Genomic DNA, 15,066 nt, shown 5'->3' with positions numbered 1-15,066 from the left:
TTTGCCAAGGGCCGACTAGAGCCAAAAACGGCCTCTATAGTCACATTTTTGACTCTTGACTAATCAATAGTCACTTTTAGAGCAAAAATTCTATAACTCCTTGAAAGCCTTTGAAACAGGGGCTTCAGCCCCCTATAAAGCATCGCGGGCAAGCCCGCTCCCACAAGGTTCGCGTCGTACACATTCTTTGTGCACAAACTGAACGTGTGGGAGCGTGGCTTGCCCGCGATCCGCGCAAAGCGCGGCCATTCAACGATCAGGCGATCTCTCGCAACTCCCGCCGCAGAATCTTGCCCACCGGCGTCATCGGCAACGACTCTCGCAAGACGATGTGCTTGGGGACTTTGTACGCCGTGAAGTTTTCCTTGCAGTAGGCCTTCAGCTCTTCAAGGCTGACACCTGATTCACGGGCCACCACAAACAACTTCACCGCCTCCCCCGAACGCTCGTCCGGCACGCCGATTACCGCGCAGTTGGCGACTTTCGGGTGAGCCATCACCACGTCTTCGATCTCGTTGGGGTACACGTTGAAGCCCGAGACGATGATCATGTCTTTCTTGCGATCGACGATGCGCACGAAACCGTCCGGGTCGATCACCGCAATGTCGCCGGACCTGAACCAGCCGTCGGCGTCCAGCACTTCGGCGGTGTCTTCGGGTTTCTGCCAGTAACCCTTCATGATCTGCGGGCCCTTGATACACAGTTCGCCACGCTCGCCCAGCGGTTGCTCGACGCCTTCATCGTTGATCACTTTCAGGGTTGTGCCTGGCACCGGCAGGCCGACCGTGCCGATGCGCGACTTGTCGCCGTAGGGGTTGGTGCAGGCCACCGGCGAGGTTTCGGTCAGGCCGTAACCTTCGGTGATGCGGCAACCGGTGAGCTGCTCCCAGCGCTCGGCCGTGGCCTTGACCAGCGCGGTACCACCGGAGTTGGTGAGCTTGAGGCTGGAGAAATCCAGGGTCTTGAAGTCGGGATGGTCCATCAGCGCGACGAACAGCGTGTTGAGCCCCAGCAGCGCCGAAAACCGCCAGTTCTTCAGCTCCTTGATGAAGTTACCAATGTCCCGTGGATTGGTGATCAGCACGTTGTGGTTGCCGGTCACCATCATGCACATGCAGTTCGCCGTGAAGGCATAGATATGGTACAGCGGCAGCGGCGCGATCATCACTTCCTGACCTTCGCGCAGCAGTGGTTGACCGTCTGCACCGAATTGCCCCAGACACGCGCGCGCCTGCTGCATGTTCGCCACCAGGTTGCCGTGGGTCAGCATGGCGCCCTTGGCCAGCCCGGTGGTGCCGCCGGTGTATTGCAGCACGGCGATGTCGTCGAGGCCGACGTTCAGCGGTTTGATGCCCAGGCCACGGCCCAGACGCAGCGCGCTCTTGAAGGAAATCGCCTGCGGCAATGAATAGGCCGGCACCATCTTTTTCACTTTGCTCACAAGGGTATTGACCAGCCAGCCCTTGGCGGTGGGCATCAGGTCGCCCATCTTCGCTTCGATCAGGTACTGAATGTCGGTGTCGGGCAGCACTTCCTGGACCCTCTGTCCGAACACGTTCAGGTAAACCAGCGCCCGGGCACCGGAGTCCTTGAACTGATGACGCATCTCCCGCGCGGTGTACAACGGGTTGGTATTGACCACGATCAGCCCGGCGCGCAAGGCACCGAACACGGCAATCGGGTAATGCAGGATGTTGGGCATCTGCACCGCGATGCGATCCCCCGGCACCAGGTCGGTGTGGGCTTGCAGGTACCCGGCAAACGCGGCGCTGTAGCGTTCCAGTTCGGCGTAGGTCAGGGTCACGCCCATGTTGCTGAACGCCGGGCGGTCGGCAAATTTCTTGCAGGAACGCTCGAACACCTCGATCACCGACTTATAAGCTCCAAGATCAATATCCAGGGGCACGCCAGCCGGGCGCTTGTCATTCCAGAAATCAGGTTGCATTGTTCTTGTCCTCTTTACCTGAGCCTATCCGGGGCCGCTTTCTGTCCTTTCTCAAAAACAGAAAGCGAAAAACGGTGCTTCCCGGACACTAGCAGCTATAACGAATCAGGCAAATATGCGCACGGTCGTCATTGATCGCGTGAATCTTGCTGCCCCGCCGTGGCCTGATCAGACAGTAGGCGACGGGATGCGCTATACAATGCATCGAGGCTGTTTCCCACCCGGCAGCCTCATGCAGCCCAACGCAAAGGAATCGCCATGATCCACGACACTTTCTGGCTGACCGCGAGTGACCGCAGCCGCCTCTTCGTCAACCAGTGGCTGCCGGCCGCGCCGCTCAAGGCGGTGATCCTGCTGGCCCACGGCATGGCAGAACACAGCGGCCGTTACGCCCGTCTGGCGCAAGCATGCTGTGATCGGGATTACGGTGTGTATGCGCCCGACCTGCGTGGACATGGCAAAACTGCCGAAAACGGCACCTTGGGCCATTTCGCCGATGATGATGGCTGGTGCAAAGTGGTCGGCGACCTGGCCAGCCTTAACCAACATATCGGCCAACAGCATCCCGGCGTGCCGATCGTGTTGCTCGGCCACAGCATGGGCAGCTACATCGCCCAGGCCTATTTGCTGCACCACAGCGCCAGCCTGCACGGGGCGATTCTCAGCGGCTCGAACTTCCAGCCCGTAACGCTCTATCGCGCAGCACGACAGATTGCTCGCCTCGAACGCCTGCGCCAAGGGCCCAAGGGTCTCAGTGCGCTGATCGAATGGCTGTCGTTCGGCTCATTCAACAAGAAATTCAAACCGGCGCGCACGCCGTTCGACTGGCTGAGTCGCGACCCGACTGAAGTCGACAAATACGCCAATGACCCGCTCTGCGGCTTTCGCTGCACCAATCAACTGTGGATCGATTTGCTCGGCGGCTTGCAGCAAATCAGCAAAGCGTCCAATCTCGCCCAGATCGATCCGGGCCTGCCGCTGCTGGTTATCGGCGGCGAATGTGATCCGGTAAGCGAAGGCAAACGTCTGAAAGATCTGGCCCACGCCCTGCGCGACGCTGGCTGCCAGAACCTGCAGCTGACTATTTACCCGCAGGCCCGGCATGAACTGTTCAATGAAATCAATCGCGATGAAGTGACTGCCGATGTGCTGAACTGGATCGCCCAGGACTTGAGCGCTCGCCGGCCACCCAGAACCGAATAGTTTTTTTGTGGATTTTTTTTAATTCGTCACAGGAATCGAGACAGATGACCCAGGTTACCAACACGCCTTACGAAGCCCTTGAAGTCGGCCAGACCGCCAGCTACCGCAAGACCGTCGAAGAGCGCGACATTCAGTTGTTCGCCGCGATGTCCGGCGACCACAACCCGGTGCACCTGGACGCCGAGTTCGCCGCCGCCAGCATGTTCAAGGAGCGTATCGCCCACGGCATGTTCAGCGGCGCGTTGATCAGCGCGGCGGTGGCTTGCGAGTTGCCTGGGCCGGGGACGATTTACATCGGTCAGAAGATGAGCTTTCAGAAGCCGGTAAAAATTGGCGACACGCTGACTGTGCGCCTGGAAATTCTCGAGAAACTGCCGAAGTTTCGTGTACGTATCGCCACTCGCGTGTTCAACCAGCGCGATGAGTTGGTCGTGGATGGCGAGGCAGAGATTCTGGCGCCGCGCAAGCAACAGACCGTGACGTTGCCGACGTTGCCGGCGATCAGCATCGGCTGATTTGCAAGTCCGCATGATCATTCCCACGCGGAGCGTGGGAATGATCAGTTACCTTCCTCCTGCACCTGCACACTCGCCGTCATCCCCGCGCTCAAACTGATCCCTTCAGGCAACGTGTCGAGCTTGATCCGCACCGGAATCCGCTGCGCCAGGCGTACCCAGTTAAACGTCGGTTCCACCTCGGCCAGCAACTGCCCATCGGGCGTGGTATTGCGGTCGGTAATCCCGCGACTGATGCTTTCGACGTGCCCCTGCAACGCCTCCCCGGCGCTCATGAGCCAGACTTTGACCGGATCGCCGACGCGAATTCGCGGCAGTTTGGTTTCTTCGAAATACGCCTGCACATAAAAGGTCGAATCGTCGATCAACGCCATCACCGGTTGCCCGGCATTCACGTAATTACCCTGGGCCAGACGCAGGTTGGTGACGTGACCGCTGCGCGGCGCATGCACCTCGCTGCGGGTCAGGTTGAGTTGCGCGACCTTGGCTTCAGCCTGAGCTTCGCGCAGTTCGCCCCGGGCGATGCCGGCATTGATCTGCGCGTTCTCGCGCAGTTCGGCACTGATCGCCTGCGGCCCGAGACTGGCTCGGCGGCTGGCTTCGTGTTCACGCAAACCGAGTTGCTGCTGACGGGTCTGCACCACCGCTTGCGCCCTCTCCAGCGCGGCTTCGAAACGATCACGGTCGATACTCAGCAACACATCGCCAGCCTTGACCTGTTGGTTATCGAAAGCCTTGAGCTCTCGCACCCAGCCAGACACGTCGGGGGCGATGACTACGACGTCGGCGCGGATCCGCGCGTCGCGAGTCCAGGGCGTCAACATGTAGTACTGCCACAGATGGAAACCGGCAAAAATCGCCAGCGCCGTCAGGCTCAGGGTTATCGCGACACGTACGGATGTACGCATATTCAACTCCTTTATAAAGGCCCGAGGACGACGGTGATCAGAGTCAATACACAGACGTACAAGGCGCAATCAAACAACGCTTCGTGCCAGATCCAGCGGCCGACCGGGGTCAGGCGCAAGACCATGCGCAACGCTCCGGTCACCAGCAACGCCAGCAACACATCAATCAGAAACGGACTGAGCAGCACGCCGCCCACCGACCACTCACGCAAGCCCATGGCTTTGCTCCTGTTGGTGACACCAGGCACGCCAGCTGCTTTGTAATTGCAGCACCGCGCCCTGGGCGAGTTTCACCGCGTCGCTGGGCGGCAACGCGTACAAGGTTTTCAATAATGCTTCGCTGGGTTGTGCCAGCGCCTCGGCGCGACTGCCGGCCGGGCCTTGCCCGAGGACTTTTTCCAGTTGCTCGAGATAACGCCGCTGGGGCGCACTGACCGGCACCTGGGCGGCCGCCAGGCTCAAGCGCAAATGCAGCAACTCATCGCCGATGTCCAGGCCGAGCAAGCCGTCATCCCAGCGGCTGCGCGCCGGCTCCGGCAACTCGGGATAATGCCGCGCCAGTTGCAGCAAACGGTCGGCCATGCGCCCACCGAACCAGCTTTCGGCGCCGCGCAGATTGCGTCGGGTGAGGCGCACCAGATCGGCGAGGGTCGCCGCCAGTAAGCGTCGGCCATGCCATGTCGGGTTACGCATGATCAGCAAGTGAAACGCCAATACGGCAGCGCCGACACCGATCAACATGGCCTGAGCGCTATTGAAGAAATTCGCGACATCGAACTTCATCATGTTCAGCGGCGAAACCAGCACAATAAAGTGCAGACAGAAGGACGTGGCCGTGGCGCCGATCTGCGGTTTGGCCATGCCCAGCGCGCCGAGAAACAGCGGCACGCCCATGCCCATGCACAGCAGCGCAAACCCGCTCCATTGCGGCAGCAGAATCTGCCCGACGATAAACGCCGATGGAATCGCCAGCAGGATGCCGCGCAGAAAGCTCATGCCGATTTGCGCCCCATTCTCGCGGCTGGCAAACAGACTGCACACCACACACGTCAGCACCAGAGCGCCCGACGCCGCAGGCCATGCCGTCGCCAGCCAGAAACCCGACACCACCAGAAACGCCAGCGCACTGCGCGCGCCAAAGACCAGCGCCAATGACAGGTCGCGATGCGGCGTAAGGGTTCTCGGCGGGTCGGCCGTTTCACGCCCCTCCTCCACCGCTTTCAATGCGGTACAGGCCGCCATGGCGGTATCGAGCAACAAAGTGAAACGGGCCAGACAGTAACTTTGCGCAGCACTGATGCGTGCATCGTGAGAGGCGTCGAGCAATCTGGGGCGCAAGGCTTGCAACTGGGCGGTATCACAAGCGCCAATCGCTTCTTGAACCTCGGTCATCCATGGCATCAGTTGCTCGGCTTCGAGCAGTTCCAATTGATTCCATTGACGGCGCACCGAACGGGCGATGCGCAACAGCATCAACAGCTTCTGACTCAAACCGCTGATGGCCCGCGCTCGTTGCCGACCGAGGCTACCTTCAAACCAGGCATGTTCGCGCTGGGCATCGAACGCGACGATTTTCCCGAGTATTTCCAGCAAGCCTTTACGCGCCTGAGCGTCGCCGGCCAACGTCGCACGCGCGGCATTCATGCCGCTTTGCCAGGCTGCCCGGGCCTGGTCCGCCAGTTGCCGTTCGACCCGCAATGGCCAGAGCAACGCACTGGCAGCGGTGGCGCAGAGAATGCCCAGGCAGATTTCCGTGCAGCGCGCCACGGCTTGATCGAACACTGTCAGCGGATGGGTAATGGCTGGCAATGCGATGATCGCCACCGTGTAACCGGCCAACACGAAGGAATAGGACCAGGCGCTGCGCAGCAAGGTCGAACTCGCCGTACACAGCCCGAGCCACAACGCCAACGCCAGCAAAAACAGCCAGGGCGTCTGAGCGAACAGGCCCATGAACACCACCGACATGATCGTCCCGACCAGCGTACCCAACAGCCGTGCCAAACCCTTGTGCACCACCATCCCGGACAACGGTTGGGCGACGATAAATGCCGTCATCAACGCCCACGACGGTTGCTCCAGCCCCCAGCGCAACGCCAGCCACAGTGCCAGGCCGCCGCCGATCAAAGTCTTGATCGCGAACTGCAAGGCGCGGCGGTCAGGCGCGAACAAAGCCTGCAAAGTGATAGGCACGTAGGACACTCTTGAAAGGACGGCTTAACGATAGCCGGGTTAGGCGAGATGATCTGAATGACAAATTATTAGCTAGCTATCTATATCCCGTCCAGTGTTAAATCCCGAACATAAAAAAACGCCAGACTGGCTGGCGTTTTTGACAGATAACGAACGCTTATGAGCGTGCGCGAGCCTGGTTACGCAGGGCTTTCACCTGATCGTGGTTGCGTTGCACGCCGTGATACTGGCGTTCAACGATGTCACGAATGCTCACCAGGTTGTCTTTGTTGATTTTTTCCAGCGCTTCCTTGTACGCCTTCAGCGCGTGGTCTTCACCGCGTTCGGCTTCGTTCAGCACCGCCTCTTCATCCTTGCCGGTGAACATCGCCTTCACGTCGACCCAACGACGGTGAAGGTCGCCGCTGACACTGGTGGAGGTTTCCGGATCACCGCCCAGGGAACGCACGGCAGCCTGCAGCTCGGCAGCGGCAGCAGCGCAGTCGGCGGAGCGCTGCATGAACAGGTTTTTAAGTTCTGGATGCTTGATGTCTTCAGCGCAAGTCTTGAACCCTTCCTGACCGTCTTTACTGGTTTCAATCAGGTCGTTGAGTACAGAAATCGCTTCTTTATTAATGTCGGTCATTTTTCAATTCCTTGCGGTTGATGAAAGATGCAATAAGTAGTTGCAGCCTGCATGCCAGCTTTGAATTGATGACTTTTTACTTATATTTCAATTGGTTAGGTTTTAACGAGGAATCTGTATCCGCTTTTTTTGCATGATCTGTCATTTGGCCTGCATGCAGAATGCCTGTATTTTCCAGACGGCCTTGAATCAAGATGACTGATGATGAATCCCGAAAAGCTCGAACTGCTGATTACCCGCGAAATGCCCTTCGGCAAATACAAGGGCCGCATCATCGCTGACCTGCCCGGTCAGTACCTGAACTGGTTCGCTCGCGAAGGTTTCCCCCACGGTGAACTGGGTGGTTTGCTGGCTTTGATGCAGGAAATCGACCACAACGGCTTGTCGGAACTGCTCGAACCCCTGCGCGCCAAACACGGCAAACCCGCGCCTCGCCACTGACCCGCCCTACCTCACCGAGTTGCTCATGCCCGAGAACACCCGCCGTACCCGCGATGAAGCCTTTTGGCAGACCTTTGCCGACCGTTACGCTGTCGAACCCGGCCCCCTGAACCTGGAAAACGGTTATTTCGGGCGCATGTCGCGCACCGTGGTCGAGGAGTATCAGCGCAACATCGAACTCATCAACCGCGGCAACTCGGTGCATGTGCGCCAGCGCTTCGAACAGGGTGAAAGCGTCAAGATTCGTGCGCAACTGGCCGAGCTGATCGGTGCCCCCGCCGAAGCCGTTGCCTTCACCTGCAACGCCTCGGATGGCCTGCAATCGCTGATCCGCAACTACAACCGCCTGGCACCGGGCGATCAGGTGCTGATAAGCGATCTGGAGTACGACACGGTCAAGGGCGCAATGCGTTGGCTGGCACGTTATCGAGGCGTGGAAGTGATCGAGATCGAACACCGCCACCCCGCCAGTTTCGACAGTTTACTCACCGCTTACCGCGAAGCTTTCGTGCGTTATCCGCGCCTGAAGCTGATGGCGCTGACCCACGTCACCCATCGCACCGGACTGGTCATGCCGGTGCAGGCGATTGCCGCTGCCGCCAGGGAACACGGGATCGATGTGATCCTCGACGGCGCCCATGCCCTCGGTCAGATCGAGTTCGATCTCGAGAAACTGGGCATCGCCTTTGCTGGTTACAACTTGCACAAATGGATCGGTGCGCCGCTGACGCTGGGCTTCATTTACATCGCCCCCGAGCGCCTGGCCGATATTGACCCGGACATGGGCGAGATGCATTTCCCGGTCACCGACATTCGCGCCCGCACGCCCTACAGCACGCCCAATATTCCGGCCCTGCTGACCCTGCCGTTGGTGTTCGAAGAACATCACGCCATGGGCGGTTCCGTTGCCAAGGGCATGCGGCTCAATTACCTGCGCAACCGATGGGTCGATGCCGTTCGGGGGTTACCGGGGATCGAAATCATGACCCCCGATGACCCGCGCCTGTATTGCGCCATCACCTCGATGCGCTTTACCCGGCATGCCGATCAGCAGGTGATGGTCGAGCGCCTGCTCAACGACTACAACCTGTTTACCGTGATGCGCAGCGGTGCAGCGTGTGGTCCGTGCATCCGCATTACGCCGGGCCTCACCACCACCGCAGCCGACATGGATCGGTTGGCACGGGCGCTGACTGAATTGCGCTGAGGTCACACGGTGTATTTGTCGAAGTCCTCGGGCTTGATTTGCGATGACACTGCAAACGTGTCGACGCCGATGGTCATGTGCCCGAAAAAGCCGTCGTCGTTCGAGTCTCGACCGATGGCATGGACATTCAAGGTCGAGGCTTCGCCGCCTCGGTGTTTGTAGTGAAAATCTTCATCGTTTGTCAGCGCTGATACCGTGCGCCCGCCGTATTCTCTGGCACTAAGCACCGATCTCGACGCTACGTCCGGGAAGTAGAGTTGGCCAACCCAGGCGACATGGCGTTCTTCGAGATAGTTGTTGCCGGCTGTGATGCGTACCGCGACATGTATGTGCAGCGCTCGGCCGGCATAAAACCCCGGATAGATCGTGGTAAACCGGACGATGCCGTTTTTGTCCGTGAATTGCCCACCACGCAGGTAGGTATCATCATCGGTACGCGGGATCGACCCGATATCACCGACGCTGACTTTCTTGTCTGGGTTGATCTTGCTCCACCCCGAATACGCCCCGCGCGCGTTGCAATGCCAGATATCGACCACCGCCCCGGTGACCGGTTGACCGGTCATCGCATCGACGATCGTCAGCCGCAGCACCAAGGGGATGCCGTCCACGCCTTCGCTGATATTGCGTCTGATCAGTTTCGGGTTTCGAAAATACGGGCCGGCGATCTGTTCGGGTGACAGTTGGCAAGCCGGAGGTGGGGATGTAATTGCAGTATTGTCGTCCATGACGCTCTCTCTTCCATAAGATGAACGCAGGGTAACGCTGGACGAGCGACGAGATGCGGTAACTATGTATCGCTTTTTTTCTTGTTGGATTTTTTTTGGCAAAAAAAGGGGGGGCAGCCATAAGGGGTTTATTTCAGGCAAAAAAAAACGGTGCACCGACCAAGCGCACCGTAAAGCCGTAGAACACACAACGAAGTGTTTGGTAAAAATCCGGTAAATCAGTCCAGCAGGGCCAACGCCTCGGCGGTGCACTCCTGGATGCGGGCCCAGTCGCCGTTCTTGATCCACTCGGGGTCAAGCATCCAGCTACCGCCCACGCACATCACGTTTTTCAACGCCATGTAGCTCTTGATGTTGGCCGGGCTGACGCCGCCGGTCGGGCAGAATTTTACTTCGCCGAACGGACCGCCCAGGGCCTTGATAGCCGCGACGCCGCCGCTGACTTCCGCCGGGAACAGCTTGAAGCGGCGATAACCCAGGCTATAGCCTTCCATGATGCCGGAGGCATTGCTGATGCCCGGCAACAACGGGATCGGGCTGCCGACACTGGCTTCAAGCAAGTCACGGGTGATGCCCGGTGTGACGATGAATTGCGAACCGGCCGCTTCGGCAGCGGCCAGCATGCTGCGATCAAGCACGGTGCCGGCACCGGTCACCAGTTCCGGACGCTGCTCGCGCAGGATCTGGATCGCCTTGAGGCCGAACTGCGAACGCAGGGTCACTTCCAGCGCCGTCAGGCCACCGGCCGCCAGGGCGTCGGCCAACGGCAGTACGTCCTGTTCACGGGCGATGGTGATCACCGGCAGGATCCGCGCCTTGGCGCAAAGGCTGTCGATCAGGGCAACTTTGTCCGCCATGGAAACGGTCGGGGATGTGTTTGTCATAGCGGCTGATCCTTGGTTCATGGGCACCAGTAAATCTCTAACGTAGGTTGCAGAAACGCCCGAATCGGCATGGCGGCGACATCGTCACCGGCCAGGGCGGCATTCAGGGTGGTCAGCTTGGACTGACCGGAAATCGATAGAACGGTGTGCTTCGCCGAAGCCAGCAGCGCGCGACTCATGGTCAGGCGTTGATGGGGCACGGTCGGCGCCAGCATCGGCCAGCAACGGCGGGTGCCGTCGACTTTCAAGGCATCGGCCAGGTTCGGGCTGTTGGGGAACAGCGACGCGGTATGACCGTCGTCTCCCATGCCCAGCACCAGCACGTCGATCGCTGGCAATTCGGCGAGCAAGCGATCAGCCTGCTCGGCGGCCTGTTCCAGGTTGGCGGTGGCACTGTAGAGGCTCAGGAACTGAGCCTTGGCCGCCGGGCCTTGCAACAGGTAACGCTTGAGCAGACCGGCATTGCTGTCGGCATGCTCCACCGGCACCCAGCGCTCGTCAGCCAGGCTGACCACCACTTTCGACCAGTCCAGCTTCTGCTTGGCCAGGTGCTGGAAAAACGCCACCGGGCTGCGCCCGCCAGACACCACCAGCGTCGCGGCGCCTTGTGCGGCAATGGCGTCGCTCAATTGCTTGGCCACCGTCAATGCCAGGCCTTCGGCCAGCAGCACCGGGCTCTTGAACTCATGGGCGCTAACGCCCTGAGGCAGTTTCAATTCAGATATCGCCATACCACGACCTCCCGTCCCGCGTAATCAGTGCAATGGAGCTCATCGGCCCCCACGACCCTGCCGCGTACGGCTTGGGCGCATCGCCGGATTTTTTCCACCCGGCGATCAACTGGTCACACCACTTCCACGCGGCTTCGATTTCATCTTTACGGACAAACAAATTCTGATTGCCGCGCATCACTTCCAGTAACAACCGCTCGTAGGCGTCGGGAATCCGCGCGCTGCGATAGGTGTCGGAAAAATTCAGCTGCAACGGACCGCTGCGCAGCTGCATGCCCTTGTCCAGGCCTTGTTCTTTGGTCATCACGCGCAAGGAAATGCCTTCGTCCGGTTGCAGGCGGATGATCAGTTTGTTGCTGATCTGCAAGCGCTGCTCGGGGGCGAAGATGTAGTGCGACGGCTCCTTGAAGTGGATGACGATCTGCGACAATTTTTGCGGCATGCGCTTGCCGGTCCGCAGGTAAAACGGCACACCGGCCCAGCGCCAGTTACGAATGTCGGCACGCAGGGCGACGAAGGTTTCGGTGTCGCTCTGGGTGTTGGAATTAGGCTCTTCCAGATACCCGGGTACCGATTTGCCTTCGCTGTGCCCGGCGATGTACTGGCCGCGCACCACTTGAGTGGTCAGGCCTTCCGGGCTGATCGGCGCCAGCGCCTTGAGGACTTTGACTTTCTCATCGCGAATGCTGTCGGCGGACAGGTCAGCCGGCGGGTCCATGGCGATCAGGCAGAGCAATTGCAGCAGGTGATTCTGGATCATGTCCCGCAGCTGCCCGGCCTTGTCGAAATAGCCCCAACGGCCTTCGATCCCGACCTTCTCGGCCACGGTGATTTCCACGTGGGAGATGTAATTCTGGTTCCACTGGGTTTCGAACAGACTGTTGGCGAAACGCAGGGCGATCAGGTTTTGTACGGTCTCTTTGCCCAGGTAGTGGTCGATGCGGTAGGTGCGGTTCTCCGGGAAGAACTGCGCCACGGCGTCGTTGACCTTGCGCGAGGATTCCAGGTCCGAACCGATGGGTTTTTCCAGCACCACGCGGGTGTTTTCGGTCAGGCCGACCTTCGACAGGTTCTCGCAAATAGCGCCATACACCGCCGCCGGGGTGGCGAAGTAGGCAATCACCCGCTGGGCACTGCCGGCCTGCTCGGCCAGGGCAACGTAATCGTCAGCCTTGAGGAAGTCGACGTGCAGGTAGCTCAAACGGGCCAGGAAGCGCTCGAGCACCGCTTCATCCAGCTCTTTGGCGCCCACGTAGCGGCGCAGTTCAGTGGCGATGAATGCCAGATGCTGCTGCTCGCTGCCGGGTTCACGGGCCAGCGCGATAATGCGCGTATCCTCATGAAGCAGGCCGGCGCCATCGAGTTGATAAAGGGCAGGAAACAGCTTGCGCAGGGCCAGATCGCCGAGAGCGCCGAACAAGGCAAAGGTGCAAGGTTCAACCGTAATCGAAGGCATGATGTTTGTTCTTTTATCAAGTTAAGCTACAAATACCTTTTTTCAAGGCATCACTCAAGGGAAAATGTAGTAATAACCACAACATTTTCGCAAAATACAGATTCCGAGTGGTGGTCAGTCGGAGCCATCAGTAGGATAGGCCACCGTTATGGGCCGTATCAAAGGCCCAATTTGCATTAGTCGAACGCTTATTTGCGCTGCTGACCTAAGGAACATGAAATGGATCGCGTGCGAAATTTACTGGAACAGATCCAGAATCGCCTTGAAGACCTGAACAAGGCTGAACGCAAAGTCGCCGAAGTGATTCTGCTCAACCCGGAGCAGGCCACCCGGTTCAGCATTGCCGCCCTCGCCCAGGCCTCGAAGGTCAGCGAGCCGACGGTCAACCGTTTCTGCCGCTCGTTCGGCGTCAGCGGCTACCCGGAACTGAAACTGCAGCTGGCCCAAAGCCTGGCCAGTGGCGCGGCGTATGTCAGCCGGGCGGTTGAAGCCGATGACAATCCGGAAGCGTATACAAAAAAGATTTTCGGCAGCGCCATCGCCTCTTTGGACAGTGCGTTGCAGGCGCTTGACCCGAGCCTGATCAGCCGTGCCGTCGACCTGTTGATCCAGGCCCGCCAGATCCACTTCTTCGGCCTCGGCGCTTCGGCTCCGGTGGCGCTGGATGCCCAGCACAAATTCTTCCGTTTCAACCTGGCAGTGACCGCCCATGCCGACGTGCTGATGCAACGCATGATCGCCTCGGTGGCCCACACCGGTGAGTTGTTCGTGATCATTTCCTACACCGGCCGCACCCGCGAACTGGTGGAAGTGGCGCGCATCGCCCGGGAAAACGGTGCTTCGGTGCTGGGCCTGACGGCCGAGGGTTCGCCGCTGGCCAAGGCCAGCACCTTGAGCCTGAACATCCCGTTGCCGGAAGACACTGATATCTATATGCCGATGACGTCGCGGATCATTCAGTTGACCGTGCTCGATGTGCTCGCCACCGGCATGACCCTGCGCCGGGGCGTGGATTTCCAGCCGCATTTGCGCAAGATCAAGGAAAGCCTGAATGCCAGTCGGTATCCGATTGGGGATGAATTCAACTAACCCAGGATCTTCATTGCCTGTCCGGGCCTCATCGCGGGCAAGCCCGCTCCCACAGAAATTTACGGCGCACACAAATCTGTGTTCACTGAGTATCCCTGTGGGAGCGGGCTTGCCCGCGATGAGGCCCGGCGCAACACCGCAGATTTTGAGCTAAGCCCCAACCCGCGCCTGCAAACTCAAATGCGCCCGCTCCCCCGGCGCCAGGCACAGGCTGTCGGTGCCGCCGCTGGCCGCTTCCACACAAACAAACTCCAAAACCTCGTTCCAGCTCACGCCCAGCAACGGCCGCGAGCCCGGATGCCAGACCACCGTGTCTGCATGGTCACCGGTGTCGATGCACAACTGCCGCTGCCAGGCGTGGTCCATGAGCTGCAATTCGCCGTCATGCTGGAACACTCGCTGACAACCACCGTCGACCCGCAACTCGCCTTCCTGCTGACAAACCTGGCGGCTCAACTGGTCGTAACCTTGCGCACCGTCGAGCCCAGACAGCGCTACCTCGCCCACGTCACCAATACGCCAATAGGCGTGCAACGCCTGGCTCAACTGGCACGGCATGTCGTCTTGATGCTCGGTGCTCAGGTGCAAATCCATGCGTTCGCCCAGATGCGCGTGCAAGTCCACTTGCCAGTCGCACAGCTGTAACTGCCAGTGCAGGTGCACGCCATCGTCATCACTGCTGCTGTCGAGCAGTTTCCAGTCGAGCAAACGCGCCCAGCCATGGGACGGCCAGGCGTTTTCGCTCGGATGACGGCCGTACCACGGCCAGCACACCGGCACACCGCCGCGAATCGCACCGACATGCGGCCACTTCGCCGCGCACCACAGCCAGGGTTTCTGCCCCTTTGGCTGGAAGTGCAGCAACTGCGCGCCCTGCCGACTGAACACCGCCTGACACAGCGGATGGTCGATCACCAGCACATCGCGCATCTGATAGCGCTCCCACGCAAACACCGGACGTTCGCGCAAGGATTTGAAGAAGCGTTGTAGCGGATGCTCAAGCATGTGCCGCGGTCCTGAAAATCATTTTTCTACCTGATCGTTCCCACGCCCTGCGTGGGAATGCATCCCGTGACGCTCTGCGTCACATACGATGGACGCAGAGCGTCCAGAGCGGCGTTACCACGCAGAGCGTGGGAAC

Annotated in this window: 15 protein-coding genes; 5 read left to right on the top strand and 10 right to left on the bottom strand. The window is 59.6% G+C overall.

The features are described 5' to 3' along the window. Positions 1 to 256: 256 nt before the first annotated feature. On the bottom strand, positions 257 to 1,945 hold the full coding sequence (gene fadD2 / locus AB7M26_RS12285; protein WP_123495438.1) for a long-chain-fatty-acid--CoA ligase FadD2: 1,689 nt from the start codon (positions 1,943 to 1,945) through the stop codon (positions 257 to 259). A gap of 258 nt (positions 1,946 to 2,203) precedes the next feature. Between fadD2 and AB7M26_RS12280 the strand changes: the two genes are divergently transcribed. Both AB7M26_RS12280 and AB7M26_RS12275 read left to right on the top strand, forming a co-directional pair. Further along, the gene (locus tag AB7M26_RS12280) at positions 2,204 to 3,148 is read left to right on the top strand and encodes an alpha/beta hydrolase (protein WP_008069139.1); all 945 of its coding nucleotides are present in this window, start codon (positions 2,204 to 2,206) and stop codon (positions 3,146 to 3,148) included. Between the two features lie 44 nt (positions 3,149 to 3,192). After that, entirely contained in the window at positions 3,193 to 3,663 is a 471-nt protein-coding gene (locus AB7M26_RS12275; protein WP_123495440.1) for a MaoC family dehydratase, read from the top strand. A gap of 44 nt (positions 3,664 to 3,707) precedes the next feature. Here the strand turns inward: AB7M26_RS12275 and AB7M26_RS12270 are convergent, their stop codons facing one another. From AB7M26_RS12270 to AB7M26_RS12255, 4 genes are all read right to left on the bottom strand, one after another. After that, positions 3,708 to 4,571 carry an efflux RND transporter periplasmic adaptor subunit gene (locus AB7M26_RS12270; RefSeq protein ID WP_123495442.1) on the bottom strand — a complete coding sequence of 288 codons (864 nt, stop codon included), beginning with the start codon at positions 4,569 to 4,571 and terminating at the stop codon, positions 3,708 to 3,710. An 11-nt stretch (positions 4,572 to 4,582) separates the two neighbouring features. Beyond that, positions 4,583 to 4,789 carry a DUF1656 domain-containing protein gene (locus AB7M26_RS12265; RefSeq protein ID WP_008069143.1) on the bottom strand — a complete coding sequence of 69 codons (207 nt, stop codon included), beginning with the start codon at positions 4,787 to 4,789 and terminating at the stop codon, positions 4,583 to 4,585. Continuing rightward, the gene (locus tag AB7M26_RS12260; protein ID WP_123495444.1) at positions 4,776 to 6,764 is read right to left on the bottom strand and encodes an FUSC family protein; all 1,989 of its coding nucleotides are present in this window, start codon (positions 6,762 to 6,764) and stop codon (positions 4,776 to 4,778) included. The genes AB7M26_RS12265 and AB7M26_RS12260 overlap by 14 nt, the downstream gene beginning before the upstream one ends. 157 nt (positions 6,765 to 6,921) lie before the next feature. After that, the gene (locus tag AB7M26_RS12255; RefSeq protein WP_123495446.1) at positions 6,922 to 7,389 is read right to left on the bottom strand and encodes a PA2169 family four-helix-bundle protein; all 468 of its coding nucleotides are present in this window, start codon (positions 7,387 to 7,389) and stop codon (positions 6,922 to 6,924) included. 204 nt (positions 7,390 to 7,593) lie between these two features. Here AB7M26_RS12255 and AB7M26_RS12250 point away from each other — a divergent pair, with 204 nt between their 5' ends. Then, positions 7,594 to 7,830 carry a DUF3820 family protein gene (locus AB7M26_RS12250; protein ID WP_007949456.1) on the top strand — a complete coding sequence of 79 codons (237 nt, stop codon included), beginning with the start codon at positions 7,594 to 7,596 and terminating at the stop codon, positions 7,828 to 7,830. 25 nt (positions 7,831 to 7,855) lie between these two features. Continuing rightward, positions 7,856 to 9,037: an aminotransferase class V-fold PLP-dependent enzyme gene (locus AB7M26_RS12245; protein WP_123495448.1), complete on the top strand. Its 1,182-nt coding sequence runs from the start codon at positions 7,856 to 7,858 to the stop codon at positions 9,035 to 9,037. 2 nt (positions 9,038 to 9,039) lie between these two features. Here the strand turns inward: AB7M26_RS12245 and AB7M26_RS12240 are convergent, their stop codons facing one another. The 4 genes from AB7M26_RS12240 to zwf form a co-directional block, all read right to left on the bottom strand. Beyond that, positions 9,040 to 9,765 carry an intradiol ring-cleavage dioxygenase gene (locus AB7M26_RS12240; protein ID WP_123495450.1) on the bottom strand — a complete coding sequence of 242 codons (726 nt, stop codon included), beginning with the start codon at positions 9,763 to 9,765 and terminating at the stop codon, positions 9,040 to 9,042. A gap of 218 nt (positions 9,766 to 9,983) precedes the next feature. Continuing rightward, positions 9,984 to 10,649 (bottom strand): bifunctional 4-hydroxy-2-oxoglutarate aldolase/2-dehydro-3-deoxy-phosphogluconate aldolase, encoded by a 666-nt coding sequence (locus tag AB7M26_RS12235; protein ID WP_008072964.1) that lies wholly within the window; start codon positions 10,647 to 10,649, stop codon positions 9,984 to 9,986. Positions 10,650 to 10,666: 17 nt separating this feature from the next. After that, the gene (pgl, locus tag AB7M26_RS12230) at positions 10,667 to 11,380 is read right to left on the bottom strand and encodes a 6-phosphogluconolactonase (RefSeq protein WP_123495452.1); all 714 of its coding nucleotides are present in this window, start codon (positions 11,378 to 11,380) and stop codon (positions 10,667 to 10,669) included. Beyond that, complete coding sequence (gene zwf / locus AB7M26_RS12225) at positions 11,367 to 12,836, bottom strand: glucose-6-phosphate dehydrogenase (RefSeq protein WP_123495454.1); 1,470 nt, start codon at positions 12,834 to 12,836, stop codon at positions 11,367 to 11,369. The genes pgl and zwf overlap by 14 nt, the downstream gene beginning before the upstream one ends. A 228-nt stretch (positions 12,837 to 13,064) precedes the next feature. On the opposite strand from zwf, the gene AB7M26_RS12220 reads away from it, so the two are divergent. Beyond that, positions 13,065 to 13,925, top strand: coding sequence for a MurR/RpiR family transcriptional regulator (locus AB7M26_RS12220; RefSeq protein WP_177319492.1), 861 nt, complete (start codon positions 13,065 to 13,067; stop codon positions 13,923 to 13,925). A gap of 150 nt (positions 13,926 to 14,075) precedes the next feature. Here the strand turns inward: AB7M26_RS12220 and AB7M26_RS12215 are convergent, their stop codons facing one another. Beyond that, positions 14,076 to 14,930, bottom strand: a complete 855-nt coding sequence (locus tag AB7M26_RS12215) for a D-hexose-6-phosphate mutarotase (RefSeq protein ID WP_050681580.1) — start codon at positions 14,928 to 14,930, stop codon at positions 14,076 to 14,078. Positions 14,931 to 15,066: the final 136 nt, after the last annotated feature.

This window comes from Pseudomonas sp. F-14 TE3482, from assembly GCF_053629455.1.
Note: the sequence above shows the minus strand (reverse complement) of the source record. Positions and strands in the feature narration are given on the sequence as shown.

What these genes read in the sequence shown, in the direction of transcription:
- fadD2 (WP_123495438.1), bottom strand. Translation starts at nt 1,945, where the DNA reads ATGCAACCTGATTTCTGGAATGACAAGCGCCCGGCTGGCGTGCCCCTG.
- AB7M26_RS12280 (WP_008069139.1), top strand. Translation starts at nt 2,204, where the DNA reads ATGATCCACGACACTTTCTGGCTGACCGCGAGTGACCGCAGCCGCCTC.
- AB7M26_RS12275 (WP_123495440.1), top strand. Translation starts at nt 3,193, where the DNA reads ATGACCCAGGTTACCAACACGCCTTACGAAGCCCTTGAAGTCGGCCAG.
- AB7M26_RS12270 (WP_123495442.1), bottom strand. Translation starts at nt 4,571, where the DNA reads ATGCGTACATCCGTACGTGTCGCGATAACCCTGAGCCTGACGGCGCTG.
- AB7M26_RS12265 (WP_008069143.1), bottom strand. Translation starts at nt 4,789, where the DNA reads ATGGGCTTGCGTGAGTGGTCGGTGGGCGGCGTGCTGCTCAGTCCGTTT.
- AB7M26_RS12255 (WP_123495446.1), bottom strand. Translation starts at nt 7,389, where the DNA reads ATGACCGACATTAATAAAGAAGCGATTTCTGTACTCAACGACCTGATT.
- AB7M26_RS12250 (WP_007949456.1), top strand. Translation starts at nt 7,594, where the DNA reads ATGAATCCCGAAAAGCTCGAACTGCTGATTACCCGCGAAATGCCCTTC.
- AB7M26_RS12245 (WP_123495448.1), top strand. Translation starts at nt 7,856, where the DNA reads ATGCCCGAGAACACCCGCCGTACCCGCGATGAAGCCTTTTGGCAGACC.
- AB7M26_RS12240 (WP_123495450.1), bottom strand. Translation starts at nt 9,765, where the DNA reads ATGGACGACAATACTGCAATTACATCCCCACCTCCGGCTTGCCAACTG.
- AB7M26_RS12235 (WP_008072964.1), bottom strand. Translation starts at nt 10,649, where the DNA reads ATGACAAACACATCCCCGACCGTTTCCATGGCGGACAAAGTTGCCCTG.
- pgl (WP_123495452.1), bottom strand. Translation starts at nt 11,380, where the DNA reads ATGGCGATATCTGAATTGAAACTGCCTCAGGGCGTTAGCGCCCATGAG.
- zwf (WP_123495454.1), bottom strand. Translation starts at nt 12,836, where the DNA reads ATGCCTTCGATTACGGTTGAACCTTGCACCTTTGCCTTGTTCGGCGCT.
- AB7M26_RS12215 (WP_050681580.1), bottom strand. Translation starts at nt 14,930, where the DNA reads ATGCTTGAGCATCCGCTACAACGCTTCTTCAAATCCTTGCGCGAACGT.